Origin of the sequence: Stenotrophomonas maltophilia group sp. Smal17 (assembly GCF_030237045.1) — a bacterium.
GTDB classification, from domain to species: Bacteria; Pseudomonadota; Gammaproteobacteria; order Xanthomonadales; family Xanthomonadaceae; genus Stenotrophomonas; species Stenotrophomonas forensis.
Genome location: NZ_JASJSU010000114.1, coordinates 1 through 13,546 on the forward strand (window position 1 = coordinate 1; position 13,546 = coordinate 13,546).

At 67.5% G+C, this 13,546-nt stretch carries 11 protein-coding genes; 4 read left to right on the top strand and 7 right to left on the bottom strand.

Annotation, left to right across the window (positions count from 1 at the left end; all coding sequences use genetic code 11):
* Positions 1-6: 6 nt before the first annotated feature.
* The 4 genes from QRO93_RS19420 to QRO93_RS19435 all read left to right on the top strand — a co-directional run bounded on the left by QRO93_RS19420 (position 7) and on the right by QRO93_RS19435 (position 5,821).
* Positions 7-2,211, top strand: a complete 2,205-nt coding sequence (locus QRO93_RS19420; RefSeq protein WP_180878240.1) for a TonB-dependent receptor — start codon at positions 7-9, stop codon at positions 2,209-2,211.
* Positions 2,212-2,410: 199 nt separating this feature from the next.
* Positions 2,411-2,977: a TetR/AcrR family transcriptional regulator gene (locus QRO93_RS19425; RefSeq protein WP_053508296.1), complete on the top strand. Its 567-nt coding sequence runs from the start codon at positions 2,411-2,413 to the stop codon at positions 2,975-2,977.
* Positions 2,977-4,650 carry an MFS transporter gene (locus tag QRO93_RS19430; RefSeq protein WP_180878239.1) on the top strand — a complete coding sequence of 558 codons (1,674 nt, stop codon included), beginning with the start codon at positions 2,977-2,979 and terminating at the stop codon, positions 4,648-4,650. The genes QRO93_RS19425 and QRO93_RS19430 overlap by 1 nt, the downstream gene beginning before the upstream one ends.
* Before the next feature lie 10 nt (positions 4,651-4,660).
* Positions 4,661-5,821 carry an HlyD family secretion protein gene (locus QRO93_RS19435; protein WP_180878238.1) on the top strand — a complete coding sequence of 387 codons (1,161 nt, stop codon included), beginning with the start codon at positions 4,661-4,663 and terminating at the stop codon, positions 5,819-5,821.
* Positions 5,822-5,929: 108 nt separating this feature from the next.
* On the opposite strand, the gene QRO93_RS19440 is transcribed toward QRO93_RS19435, so the two are convergent.
* From QRO93_RS19440 to QRO93_RS19470, 7 genes are all read right to left on the bottom strand, one after another.
* Positions 5,930-6,421, bottom strand: a complete 492-nt coding sequence (locus QRO93_RS19440; protein ID WP_004150412.1) for a Fur family transcriptional regulator — start codon at positions 6,419-6,421, stop codon at positions 5,930-5,932.
* A gap of 34 nt (positions 6,422-6,455) precedes the next feature.
* Positions 6,456-7,859 (bottom strand): glutamate--tRNA ligase, encoded by a 1,404-nt coding sequence (gene gltX, locus QRO93_RS19445; protein WP_180878237.1) that lies wholly within the window; start codon positions 7,857-7,859, stop codon positions 6,456-6,458.
* Positions 7,860-8,012: 153 nt separating this feature from the next.
* Positions 8,013-9,569 carry a M20/M25/M40 family metallo-hydrolase gene (locus tag QRO93_RS19450; protein ID WP_053451268.1) on the bottom strand — a complete coding sequence of 519 codons (1,557 nt, stop codon included), beginning with the start codon at positions 9,567-9,569 and terminating at the stop codon, positions 8,013-8,015.
* 201 nt (positions 9,570-9,770) lie between these two features.
* Entirely contained in the window at positions 9,771-10,181 is a 411-nt protein-coding gene (locus QRO93_RS19455) for a hypothetical protein (protein ID WP_053449176.1), read from the bottom strand.
* 10 nt (positions 10,182-10,191) lie between these two features.
* Positions 10,192-11,511 carry a cell envelope integrity protein CreD gene (creD, locus tag QRO93_RS19460; RefSeq protein WP_164086907.1) on the bottom strand — a complete coding sequence of 440 codons (1,320 nt, stop codon included), beginning with the start codon at positions 11,509-11,511 and terminating at the stop codon, positions 10,192-10,194.
* A gap of 81 nt (positions 11,512-11,592) precedes the next feature.
* A complete protein-coding gene (gene creC, locus QRO93_RS19465) occupies positions 11,593-13,053 on the bottom strand; it encodes a two-component system sensor histidine kinase CreC (protein ID WP_180878236.1) in 1,461 nt (486 codons plus the stop codon).
* A gap of 3 nt (positions 13,054-13,056) precedes the next feature.
* On the bottom strand, positions 13,057-13,546 hold a 490-nt coding region (locus QRO93_RS19470; RefSeq protein WP_285304328.1), incomplete at its 5' end, for a winged helix-turn-helix domain-containing protein.

Genomic DNA, 13,546 nt, shown 5'->3' on the forward strand with positions numbered 1-13,546 from the left:
CTGCCCATGCCCGCCCACACCCCTCGGCTCAAGCCGCATTCCCTGGCCCTGGCCCTCGCCGCCCTGCTGCCGTCCGTCGCCTTTGCTGCCGGCCAGGACAGCGCCCATCGTGACCGCCACCTGACCGAGCTGTCGTCGGTCCAGGTCACCGCATCGCCGCTGCAGGGCGATGCCGAATCGCTGGCGCGCCCGGTCGAGGTTCTCGCCGGGGAACGCCTGGACGAGCAGAAGGCCGGCACCCTCGGCGACACCGTAGCCAAGCTGCCCGGCGTGCAGAGCACGTTCTTCGGCCCGGGCGTCGGCCGCCCGATCATCCGCGGCCAGGAAGGCCCGCGCGTGGCGGTGCTGTCCAATGGCATGGGCAACATGGATGCCTCCACGGTCAGCGCCGACCATGCCACCAGCATCGAGCCGTTCCTGGCCGACCAGATCGAAGTGCTGAAGGGGCCGGCCACGCTGCTGTTCGGCAGCGGCGCCATCGGTGGTGCCGTCAACGTGGTCGATGGCCGCATCGCGCGCGAACTGCCGGAGCGCCCGCTCAGCGGCCGTGCCGAACTGCGCGGCAATTCGGTGAACAACGAACGCAGCGGCATGTTCCGCCTCGATGGTGTCAGCGGCAACGTCGTGCTGCATGTGGATGGCCTGGTGCGCAACGGCGACGACTACCGCATCCCGGGTTACGCGGTGATCGACAGCCTGGAAGATCACCACGACCACGATCATGACCACGATGCGGCCGAGGGCGAAGAACCGCGCCGTGGCCGCCTGGACAACAGCTCGATCCGCACCCGCGCCGGTGGCGTCGGCGCAACGTGGCTGGGCGACGGTGGTTACTTCGGCGTATCGGCCAGCACCTACCGCACCAACTACGGCATTCCCAATGGCGCGCACGTGCATGCCGACGGTGATGATCATGGTCATGACCACGGCCACGACCACGGCGATGAAGAGGAAGGCGGCGACGAGCATGACGTGCGCATCGACATGGTGCAGAACCGCTTCGAGACCAAGGCCGGCATCTACGACCCGGTCTCGTTCCTGAAGAACATCAACGCACGCGTGGCCTACACCGACTACGAGCACGTGGAGCTGGAGGCTGGTACGCCGTCGACCCGCTTCACCAACCGCGGCATCGAAGCGCGGCTGGAAGCCGTGCAGCAGCAGATCGGCGGCTGGGACGGTGCCTTCGGTCTGCAGTTCGGCAACAGTGATTTCGGCGCCAAGGGCGAAGAAGCCTTCGTTCCGGATACCGGCACCAGGAACATCGGCCTGTTCGTGCTGCAGGAAAAGCAGTTCGGCCCGTTCAAGCTGGAACTGGGCGGCCGCCACGACCAGGTCAAGCTGGACCCGACCGGTGACTACCGTCGCCGCACCTTTGGTGCCACCAACCTGTCCGCTGCGGGTATCTGGAAGCTCAACGACGCGGTGGACCTGCGCATTGGCGTGGACAGTTCCGAGCGTGCGCCGACCAATGAAGAGCTGTACGCCGCTGGCGCACACATCGCCACCCGTTCGCTGGAAATCGGTGATGCCAACCTGAAGACCGAGCGCGGCCAGCGCATCGAGCTTGGCATCCACACCCACAGTGACCGCCTGGACTTCTCCGCATCGGTCTACCAGACCCGGTTCAAGGACTTCATCTACCTGGCCGACACCGGGGTTACCGAGAGCCTGCCGGTCCGTGCCTGGACCCAGCAGGACGCGGTGTTCCGCGGCGCCGAGGCCGAAGCGCTGGTGCACCTGTTCGAAGGCGGTGCCGGTGATTGGGACCTGCGCCTGTTCGGCGATTACGTGAAGGCCAAGCTGGATGGCAGCGGCAGCCGCAATCTCGACATCGCCGTTCCGCATGGCGACCACAACCACAACTACACGGTGGAACTGGCCAACACCGGCTACCTGCCGCGCATCGCTCCGGCCCGCGTCGGTGCCGACCTGCGCTGGTCGAAGGATGGCTGGCGCGCGTCGGTCGGCGCGGTGCGTTACAGCCGCCAGAAGGACGTCGCGCAGAACGAGGAACCGAGCAGCGGCTACACCCTGGTCGATGCGCACCTGGCCTACCGTTGGGACCGCAACGCCAGCAACAGCTACGAGGTGTTCCTGGATGGCAGCAACCTGACCAACCGCGAAGTGCGCCCGCATACCTCGCTGCTGCGCGACTACTCGCCGCTGCCGGGTCGTGGCGTCGCTTTCGGCATCCGCGCGTTCTTCTGATCGCGCACGACGGGGTCGGATCCCTTTCCTAAGGAAAGGGCTCTGACCCCAGACGATCCCACGGGGGCCTTCGGGCCCCCGTTTTCATTTCCGCCAACACCATCACGCAAGCGTCACAAAGATGTGCGTACGACAACAAACGGACAATCCCGTCACTCAATGTCTCGCCAACCGGACATTAATGTCCGAAAATGAACCCATGACCGCCCAACGTGCCGATGCCGCTGCCCGCCGTGCCCTCATCCTCGACGCCGCCGATCATGTGTTCGGCCAACATGGCGTCACCGCTCCACTGGACCTGGTGGTCGAACGCGCCCAGGTGGGCCGCGCCACCCTGTACCGCAACTTCCCCGACCGTACCGCGCTGATCCAGGCGCTGCTGCAGCGTACGGTCGACCGCATCCGGCGCCAGGTCGAGCAGCTCGGCGACCGCGACGACGCCCTGTTCGAGGTGTTCGAGGGCATGGCCCAGCGCATCATCGATTCGCCTGCCCTCGCCGATTACTGGCGTGCGGTGGATTCGGACGTGCCGGCCATGCGCACCGCGCGCGAGACCGTGCGTGACCTGCTGGAAGCGCCGATTGCCCGTGCCAAGGCCGCCGGCCTGTGCCGCGCCGATCTGGAGAAGACGGATATTTCACTGATCTCGGGCATGCTGGGCGCAGCCCTGCGCGGCAAGACCCGCGACGAGCGCGCCCAGCTGGCCGGGCGTGCCCTGCAGCTGCTGCGCGGGGGTCTGCAGGGAGCACCCAGCGAGGCGCGCTGATGGTCCAGCCGTATCTGAAGCCGGTTCCGGATTGGGAGGAGCACGAGAAGCCGACCATGCCCGGTTCGGCGTCGATGCCCTGGCATCCGCCCCATCGACGCGTGGCCTATGCACTGGTGTCGCTGCTGGTGGCGATCACCGGCGGCCTCGGCAATGCGCTGGTCACTGCCAACCTGCCGTTCCTGCAGGGCCAGCTGGCGCTGACGCCGACCCAGGGCAGCTGGCTGGTGGCGGCCTACGCGATGGTCAATGTCACCGCCAACCTGCTGGCCTTCAAGTTCCGCCAGCAGTACGGCATCCGCCTGTTCGCCGAGATCGGCCTGGGCCTGTACGCAGCGCTGGCGGTGCTGCATCTGTTCGTCGGCAGTTTCGAGACCACCCTGCTGACCCGTGCCGCCAGTGGCTTCGCCGGCGCTGCATGCTCAACACTGGGCACGCTGTACATGCTGCAGGCGCTGCCGCGCCGCTTCACCGGCAACCTGCTGGTGGTGGGTGTCGGTCTCTCGCAACTGGCGGTGCCGATTGCCTGGATCGTCTCGCCGGGCCTCGTGGATACCGGCCAGTGGCACCAACTCTATTCGTTCGAAGCCGGCCTCGCCCTGTGCGCGTTCGCGGCGGTGGTGGTGCTGAAGCTGCCGCCCGGCATCCAGATCAAGGCCTTCGAGCCGATGGACTTCCTCACCTTCGCCCTGCTCGCCCCTGCCGTTGCGCTGCTGGTGATCGTGCTGGCACAGGGCTATACGCGCTGGTGGCTGGATACGCCGTGGCTGGGGTGGGCACTGGTCGCCTCCATTGCGCTGTCCACCACCGCCTTCATCATCGAACACTACCGCCGCAACCCGCTGCTGCAGACGCGCTGGCTGGCCAGCCTGCCGGTGCTGCACTTCATCGTGGGCGCGTTCCTGATCCGCTTCCTGACCACCGAGCAGTCCTACGGCGTGGTCAACCTGATGCGCACGCTGGGCATGGGCCCGGACCAGCTGCGACCGCTGTTCGGCGTGATCCTGGCCGGCGTGATCACCGGCATCGCGGCGGCGTCGCTGACGTTCGGTCCGAAGCGGCTGATCGCCCAGCTGCTGATGGCGATCCTGCTGCTGGGCACCGCTGCCTTCTTCGACCAGCACCGCACCAGCCTGGACCGGCCGCACGACTTCTACGTCAGCCAGTTCCTGGCCTCGGTCGGCGCCGGCATGTTCATGGGCCCGCTGATCATGCTCGGCATCTCCGCTGCACTGAAGCAGGGCGTGGACCACATGATCACCTTCCTGGTCACGCTGTCGATCACCCAGACCCTGGGCGGCCTGGCCGGTTCGGCGGTGCTCGGCACCTTCCAGCTGCATCGCGAGCAGCTGTACTCCAGCGCGTTGACCAGCCAGCTCGATCCGGCCGACCCGGTGGTCGCGCAGCGCCTGCGCCTGCAGCAGCAGCTGTACAGCGCACAGATCACCGATCCGGTCCTGCGCAGCGCGCAGGGCAGCGCGCAGCTGGCGCAGATCACACGCCGCGAAGCCAATGTGCGCGGCTTCAATGATGTGTTCACCCTGAGCGGCTGGCTGGCCATCGGCTTCCTGTGCTGGTTGCTGCTGCTGTCGCTGCGTACCGCCGTGCTCAAGCAATGGCGCAAGCGCCACCCCACGTCCCCTGCTGCGGCCACGCCGGTCGCGCCCCGTTGAGTTGATCGCCATGCCCCCTGTCCCGCCCCGCCCAGACGACATCGACGCCGACAACGTCACCCCGCCGCCACCGACCGATGCGGCGCCTGCGCCCACGCCCGCGGCGCCGGCGGCCGCGCCGAAATACCTCAAGCCCAGCGCGCGCAGCGTGGTGGTGATGGTGGTGGTGGCGTTGCTGGGGATCGCACTGATCCTGCGTGCCTGGCACCTGTGGCCCTTCACCAGCAGCGTGATGGTGACCGACAACGCCTATGTGCGCGGGCAGATCACGGTGATGGCGCCGCAGGTGAACGGCTACGTGACCGAGGTGCTGGTCAAGGACTTCCAGCATGTAAAGAAGGGCGAACCGCTGTTGCGCATCGATGACCGCATCTATGCGCAACGTGTCGCCCAGGCACAGGCGACGCTGGACAGCGCACGCGCGGCACTGGCCAATTCGGACCAGTCGCAGGCGCAGAACCGTGCGCAGATCGCCTCCGCACACGCCACGCTGTCGGCGGGCCAGGCCGAACTGCAGCGCTCGCGCAACGAGGCCCGCCGCTACGAGGAACTGGCCGCACAGCAGCTGGTGTCGATCAACGACCGCGACAAGTTCCGCACCAGCCAGGCCTCGGCGCAGGCCAGCGTGCAGCAGTCGCAGGCGCAGATCCGCATCGCCGAGGAAACGCTGGTATCGACCCGGGTGGCACGCAAGAGCCTGGAAGCGCAGGTGGAGAGCGCGCAGGCACAACTGGAACTGGCCCGCATCGACCTGGCCAATACGGTGATCCACGCACCGCGCGACGGCCAGATCAGCGAGGCCAGCGTGCGCGTGGGCCAGTACGTGGCCGCCGGTTCGCAGCTGCTGTTCCTGGTGCCTGACACGCTGTGGGTGGTCGCCAACTACAAGGAAGGCCAGACCTGGCAGATGGCGATCGGCCAGCCCGCCTCGTTCTCGGTGGACGCCTTCCACGGCCAGGTGCTGAGCGGCCGCGTGGAGGAGATCGCGCCCGCCACCGGGTCCGAGTTCAGCGTGCTGCGCCCGGACAACGCCAGCGGCAACTTCACCAAGGTGGTGCAGCGGCTGCCGGTGCGCATCAGGATCGACGGGGAGCAGAAGCTGGCAGCACAGCTGCGTCCAGGCATGTCGGTGATCGTGCGGGTGGATACCGCGACCAAGCCGATGGACTAGGGTACAGGCCCGGTTGCGCCGATATGAAACGGGGTCAGATCCCTTTGCCAATGGCGAATGGATCCGACCCCGCTCCCATGCCGGCCAGCGGCCGGCACTACCGTTGCGTTACCCGGCGCAGCGCGCGCAGAGCCCGTGCACTTCCAGGGTCTGTGCCTGCGGCTGGAAGCCCAGCTCCTTGGCGCGCTTTTCCAGCTGGGTGACGATCTCGCGGTCTTCCAGTTCCACCGCGCTGTGGCAGCTGTTGCAGATCAGGAACGGCACCGAGTGCGCCGCGCTGCTGGGGTGATGGCAGGCCACGAAGGCATTCACCGATTCCAGCTTGTGCACGAAGCCGTTGGCCATCAGGAAGTCCAGCGCACGGTACACGGTGGGCGGGGCATCGGCGCCCACGCCCTTGCCGTTGCGCACCCATTCCAGCAGCTCGTAGGCCTTGACCGGCTTGCCGGCCTCGGCGATCAGCTTCAGTACGTTGGCGCGGATCGGGGTCAGGCGCAGCCCGCGTTCGCGCGAGACACGCTCGACCACCGCCACGAAATCCGATGCGTCGTGGACGTGGTGGTGCGGGGCGGTACAGGCAGTGGCGGTCTTGGCGGGCATGCGTGTTCTCCGGTTCGGGCCTGGCAAGGATGCCTCAGGCCGTTGCTACCTTGGTGATGGCCACATCAATGCGTTTCAAGGCCTGTTCGCGGCCGGCCAGGTACACGGTATGGGAAATGTCAGGACTGACCTGGGTGCCGGTGATGGCCACGCGCAGCGGCTGGGCGACCTTGCCCATGCCGATTTCCAGCGCGGCGGCCACGTCGTGCAGGGCCACGCCCACCGACTCGGCGGTCCACTCCGGCAGCGCCGCCAGCAGCTCGCGGGCCTTGCCCAGCGCCACCTCGGCACCGGCCTTGAAGTGCTTGGCCACCGCCGCTTCGTCGTACTCGGCCAGCGGCTGGTACCAGACCACGGCCTTCTCGGCCATTTCCTTCAGGGTCTGCACGCGTTCACGCAGCGCGATCACCACGTCCTCCGGGGCGGGGCCGGCGGCCACGTCCAGGCCCAGCTTCTGCAGCTGGTAGACCAGGTGCGGCACGATGGCAGCCACATCCTCGGTCTTCAGGAAGTGCTGGTTGACCCAACCCAGCTTGGCCATGTCCAGGCGCGAGGCCTTGGAATTGCAGTCCTTCACGTCGAACAGCTCGATCAGTTCCTGGCGGCTGAACAGCTCCTGGTCACCGTGCGACCAGCCCAGGCGGGCCAGGTAGCTCAGCAGCGCGTCGGGCAGGTAGCCGGCGTCCTTGTACTGCATCACGTCGGCCGCGCCGGTGCGCTTGGACAGCTTGGCGCCCTGCTCGTCCAGGATCATCGGCATGTGGCCGAACTTCGGCACCGGCGCACCGATGCCTTCGTACAGGTTGATCTGGCGCGGGGTGTTGTTGATGTGGTCGTCGCCGCGGATGACCTCGGTGATGCCCATGTCCCAGTCGTCCACCACCACTGCGAAGTTGTAGGTGGGGTAGCCGTCCGGGCGGAAGATGACCATGTCATCCAGCTCGCTGTTGGCGATCTCGATGCGGCCCTTGATCAGGTCGTCGAACACCACCGTGCCTTCCAGCGGGTTCTTGAAGCGGATGACGCGGTTCGGGTCGTCCTTGTACGGCAGGCCCAGCTCGCGCGCGGCGCCGTTGTAGCGCGGCTTTTCCTGCCGGGCCATGGCGGCTTCGCGCATCGCGTCCAGCTCTTCGCGGGTTTCGTAGGCGTAGTACGCCTTGCCGCTGGCGATCAGCTGCTCGGCCACTTCCTGGTAACGGGCGACGCGCTCGGTCTGGTAGATCGGGCCCTCGTCGTAATCCAGGCCCAGCCACTCCATCGCCTCCAGGATGGCGTCGATCGCGCCCTGGGTGCTGCGTTCACGGTCGGTGTCCTCGATGCGCAGCACGAACTCGCCGCCGCGGTGGCGGGCCTCCAGCCAGCAGTACAGCGCGGTGCGGGCACCGCCGATGTGCAGGTAACCGGTGGGGCTGGGGGCGAAGCGGGTGCGGCAGATCATGAGGCGCTCGGGGAACGGGAATCCCCCGATTTTACCAGCCCACCGCCCCCGACGGAAAAAGGGGACGGAGGGGATTAAGTCGCGATTGCCGAGCCGATGCGGCTACGGACGGGAAGCGGAGGGGAGAAACGACTTAATCCCCTCCGTCCCCTTTTATGGTTCAGCCTTGCGCGGGAACGGCTGCTCGCGCATGGCGGCGTTGTAGGCGAACGAGGCGACGATGGCCGCGGCCTGCTTCAGATCTTCCGGCTCGGCGTGGTCCCAGGTGTCCAGGTGGCTGTGGTGGACGTTGCTGAAGTAGTCCAGACGGTCCTGGATGAACTGGAAGCCCGGCAGGCCGATGCGGTCGAAGCTGATGTGGTCGGTGCTGCCGGTGTTGCGGGTGGCCACGGTGGTGGCGCCCACGTCATGGAACGGCGCCAGCCAGGCTTCGAAGATCGGCATCGCCGCCAGGTTTTCCTGGGCGTAGATGCCACGGAAGCGGCCCGAGCCGTTGTCCATGTTGAAGTACACCTGGAACTTGCTGTAGTCGCGCGTCTTGCGCAGCGCACCGGTCGGCTCGCGCAGCGAGGCCGGCAATGCCTTCTGCGCCGGGTCGGTGGGTTCCGGGAACTGGCCGAAGTGCTTGGCCACATAGGCCTGCGAGCCGATCAGGCCCTGCTCCTCGCCACTCCACAGCGCCACGCGGATGGTCCGCTTCGGCTTGGCACCGGTGGCCTTGAGGATGCGCATGGCCTCCATCATCACCGCCACGCCGGCGGCGTTGTCGGCCGCGCCGGTGCCGCTGTGCCACGAATCCATATGCGCGCCGATCATCACCACCTCATCGGGCTTGCTGCTGCCGCGGATCTCGGCCAGCGTGTTGTAACCGGGCTGGTCGGCTTCGTCAGTGAAACGCGCGGCCACGTCCACGCGCAGGCGCACGGTCTGCTTGGCCTTCAGCGCGCGCACCAGCGGGTTGAAGTGTTCGCTGATCATCGCCAGCTCGGGGATGCCCACCGATTCACCGGCCTTGCGCGAACCACCTCCGGCAACACGGATGATGCCGTTGTCCCAGCTGCTGATGCTGATCGAGGCCAGCGCGCCCTCTTCGACGAAGAACGCATTGACCTTGCTCGCCAGCGCCTGGCGCTCCTGGTATTCCTTGACCCGCTTGGCGCGCTCGGCGGTGGCGTCCTGGTCCTTGGGCAGGGTGAATTCCTGCAGGCCTTCCAGCGAGGTGGCGTCGTGGCGATGCGAATCTGCCTCGGTGCCGCGCTTGTACTCGCGCGCCTCGCCCAGCAACAGGATCCTGCCGCGCAGCTTGCCGCGGTACTTCTCGATGTCTTCGGGCTTCTTGATCTCGACCTGCACCAGTTCGCCTTCCACCGGGCCGTTCGTACCCGGCGTCCAGGCCTTGGGCAGCGCATGCAGCGGTTGGATGCGGTCGCCCAGCATTTCCACGCTGGCCGAGGTGAACTCCCAGCCACGGCCGAAATCATCGAAGGCTTCGTCGTGGACGTTGTCCAGCTTCCATTCGTTGAACTTGCCACGGGTCCAGGCGTTGGCGCGGCCCATCGCCGGGGAATTGGTCAGGCGCGGGCCGATGCGCTCGGTGAGGTAGCTGAAGGTGTCCATCACCTGCGAACGATGGAAGGCCTCCTGGCGGATGCGGCTGACCATGTCCAGGTCCACCGTCTCGCGCTGCTGCGCCCCTGCATTGCCCCCCATCGCCAGCGCTACCGCCAGCACACCCCACTTCAGCCCGCTCCACTTCAACACGCCGCACCCCTGCCCTTCGGCTCGATCATCAACCCGTCGAGTCTAGCCAGCAGGGGCGCGGTGATACCGTCCCATCGGTCATGGGCGGGAGCGTGCGAACCAAGGTTCGCACCCACAGGAGAGTGGTTGGTTCGCACCTGCCAAGCCACCTCACCCACTCCAGCCCAGCCACAGCTGCGCCCGCGCCGGCAGCAGCAGCAACCAGTGCCGCCGGTCGATGCTGCTGCAGCCGTACACCGCCGCATGTGCCGGCCAGTCCTCCGGCAGGCCGCCGATGCCGATCTCGGCCAGCGCCTCCGCTCCGGCCTTCCATGGCCGGTAGCGTGGCACCCTGCCCGCCAGCGCGCCGCGTCCCTGCCGCGCACCCTGCAACCAGTCCAATCCCTGGCCCTGCAATCCCTCGCAGGTGACCGCGGCCAGCTGGAAGCGGACCAGGCCGGGGGCGATCCGTGCCCCCGGCAGGGCCGCCAGCACACCATGTGCCTGCAGCAGTGCATCCACTTCCAGCAGGGCCGGAATGCCCTGCCGTGCCCGTTGCCGCAATCCGTGGCGCCAGCCCATGGCGTCCTCCTTACTTCAGTTCCGCGCCAAGCGCATACCAGTCGACCCGGCGGGTCACCCACATCGCCAGCGCCAGGATCACGAACAGCAGCAGCGACCCCATCAGCAGCGCGTTGTTCTCCGACACCAGCAGCCCATACAGTGCGCCGTACAGCACGGTCAGTAGTGCAGCAAAGCCGAGGCCGCGCTTCCAGTGGCCCAGCACGTTGGCCAGGTACACCGCCTGCAGCCCGATGCAGGCCACGGCCGAGACCAGGTAGGCCTTCCAGAACGCGATGTGCTCGGACAGGCTGATCAGCAGCAGGAAGAAGATCGCCAGCGCCAGGCCCACCATCAGGTACTGCAGCGGATGGATGCGCAGCGACTTGATCAGTTCGAACAGGATGAAGCCGACGAAGGTGAGCAGCACGAACAGCACGCCGTACTTGGAAGCGCGGTCGGCCTGGGTATAGGTATCGACCGGATCGACCAGCGACACGGTCACCGCCTGCGAATCGATCGCGCCGTCGCTGCGCAGCTGGCGCTGCGCGTCGGACGCCAGCGAAGACACCGCCCAGCGTGCATCGAAGCCCTGCGCATTGACGCGTCGCTCGTTGGGAAGGAATGCACCACTGAACGACGGATGCGGCCAGCTCGAACGCAGCGCGATGCGGGTGTCATCGCCCACCGGCACCACCGACAACATGCGGCTGCCGTCCAGGCGCAGTTCCAGTTCGACGGTACTGGCGGCCAGGCTGCCGCCCTGGTCGCTGGCGAACCCGGCCACGGGAGCATGCAGGCCGCGACCGACTTCGCTGGCCGCTTCGACGCCTGGCAGCAGCCGCAGCTGCTTTCCGTCCACGCGCAGGTTGGGCGTACCGACCAGCCCGCGCACGTCGGAGACGCCCAGCGCCACATACGGCTGTCCGTAGCTGCGGCCTGCCTTCACCGGGTAGTCGTCGACGGCGAACGTTGCCTTCAGCTGGCCGTTCCAGCTGTACACCGGCACCTTGAACAGGCCGACCTCGCGCTGGCTCGGCAGCATCTCACCGCCCACGTCCAGCGTGGCCGGCATCTGCAGCCAGTGGCCTTCGCTGACCTGCACCTCGGTCTTCTTGTTGCCCTTGGCGTCGACCACCTCGACCTGCTGGCGCTCGACCCACGGCACCACCCGCACCGGCCCGACCAGGCGCTGGACCCCGGCGCGGCTGTCGGCAACCCGCGAGAACGCCTCGTCGCGGTATGCGCTGCGCTCGGTAATGACCCCTCGGATCATCATCAGTGGAACCAGCAGCAGCAGGATCAGCCCGCCGACAATGGCGAACCGCAGCAGCATTTTCAGGGATTTCATGGTCCATCCTCGTTGGAGAGGGCTGCAGGATGGACCGCTGCGGTGAGCAGGGTTTGTGGCGAATTTGAAGCGAGTGTGAAGTCAGCGGCGCGGGCGCTGGCCCGGCACGCTCAACGGCAACCACAGGCTGGCCACGGTGCCGCCGCCGTCACGGGCCTCGACGCTGGCACGGCCGTCATGCAGGCGCGCGACCTCCTGCACGAATGGCAGGCCCAGGCCGGAACTGCGCCGTCCACTAGCGGGGCGCGCCAGCGAATAGAAGCGCTCGAATACCCGATCGCGCGCATAGTCCGGAATGCCCGCCCCCCGGTCGGCCACCTGCAGGCGCACGCCCTGCCCGTCCACCTCGGCCTGCAACGCGATCTCCGCACCGGCTGTTGAGAATGCGATGGCATTGTCGATCAGGTTGTGCAGCGCCTGCCGCAGCAGGTAGGCATCGCCCTGCACGGACAGGTCGGGCGCGCTGCCGATGCGCACCTGTACGCCCGCCGCCTGCGCGCGCACCTGCGCCGCAGCCGCCGCCTCGGCCAGCAGCACCGGCAACGCGATCGGGTCGCGGGTCTGCAGCCAGCCATGCTGCTCCACTTCGGCCAGCGCCAGCAGCTTGTCGATGGTCTCGGTCAGCCGTTCCTGCTGGTCGACGATGCTGCGCGCGAAATGCACGCGGTCGGCCTCGGGTAGCGGCTCCTGCAGCAGCTCGGCGGCACCGCGGATCGCCGCCAGCGGGCTCTTCATCTCGTGCGTCAGTGACTGCACGTACTGTTCGACGTAGGCCTTGCCTTCCAGCTTGCGGCGCATGGTTTCCAGCGCCTGGCCGAGATCGCCGATCTCGTCGCGGCGTCGGCGCGGCGGCGGTACCGGTTCGCCGGCGGTGACCGCGCGGGCATAGCGGCTGAGCTGGCCCAGGCCGGTGGTCAGCCACATCGTCACCAGTACGCCGACCAGCGCCGACAGCCCGATCAGCCATGCCCCGCGCTCGATGATGGCGCGCTGGCTGGCGGCGATGAACGGATCGATGCTGCGGTTGGGCTGGGCCAGGCTGAGCACACCGATCAGCGTGCGTCCGTCGGCCGGGTCATATACCGGCGCCGCCACGTGCATTACGGTATCGCCTTCCTCGCCCGGTACTTCCGGGCTGGAACGGGCGCCGTACTCGCCGCGCAGGGTGCGGTAGACATCGTTCCAGCGCGAGTTGTCGCGGCCCAGGTCGCGGCCCAGCGAGTCGTAGATGACGATGCCCCGGGCGTCGGTGATGGTCACCCGGTAATCCAGCGAGCGCTTCGGGAAGCGCCAGACCATTGCCTTCAGGTCGCGCTGCCGCGCCTTGGCCAGGTTGCGGGTGAAGCCGCCGCTGCGGATGGTGCCGTCCTTGACGTCGGCGGCGGCCATCTCGGCCAGTACGTTGGCCGCATCGACCAGGGTCGACTCCATCGCCTGGCGCACACCCGGTTTCACTTCATTGACGAACACCCGCATCACGAAGAACGCGGCGATGCCGGTGATCAGGAAGAAGCCCAGGAACAGCTTCAGCACCAGGCGCATCGGCTAGACCTCCAGCGCGTAGCCGAGGCCACGGTGGGTGCGGATCGGATCATCACTGGCACCGGCCGCACGCAGCTTGGCGCGCAACGTCTTTACATGCGTGTCCACGGTACGGTCGGCGCTGTCGGCGCTGCTGTCCCAGCCGCGATCCATCAGCTGCGCACGGCTGAGGATGGCGCCCGGGCGTTGCAGCAACGCCTCCAGCAGCGCGTATTCGTAGCGGGTCAGGTCCAGCGCCTGGCCCCTGAAGCGGATGCGGCGGCCGTCGCGGTCGATGGCAAATGCGCCGTGCTCCTGCCAGCCCGCTTCGGCGCTGCCCGCTGTCGCCAGCGGTGCGGCACGGCGCAGGCGAGCACGCACCCGCGCCACCAGCTCGCGCGGCGAGAACGGCTTGGTCATGTAGTCGTCGGCCCCCAGTTCCAGGCCGAGCACGCGGTCCACTTCATCATTGCGGGCGGTCAGGAAGATCACCGGCAGCTGCGCAGCCCGGCCC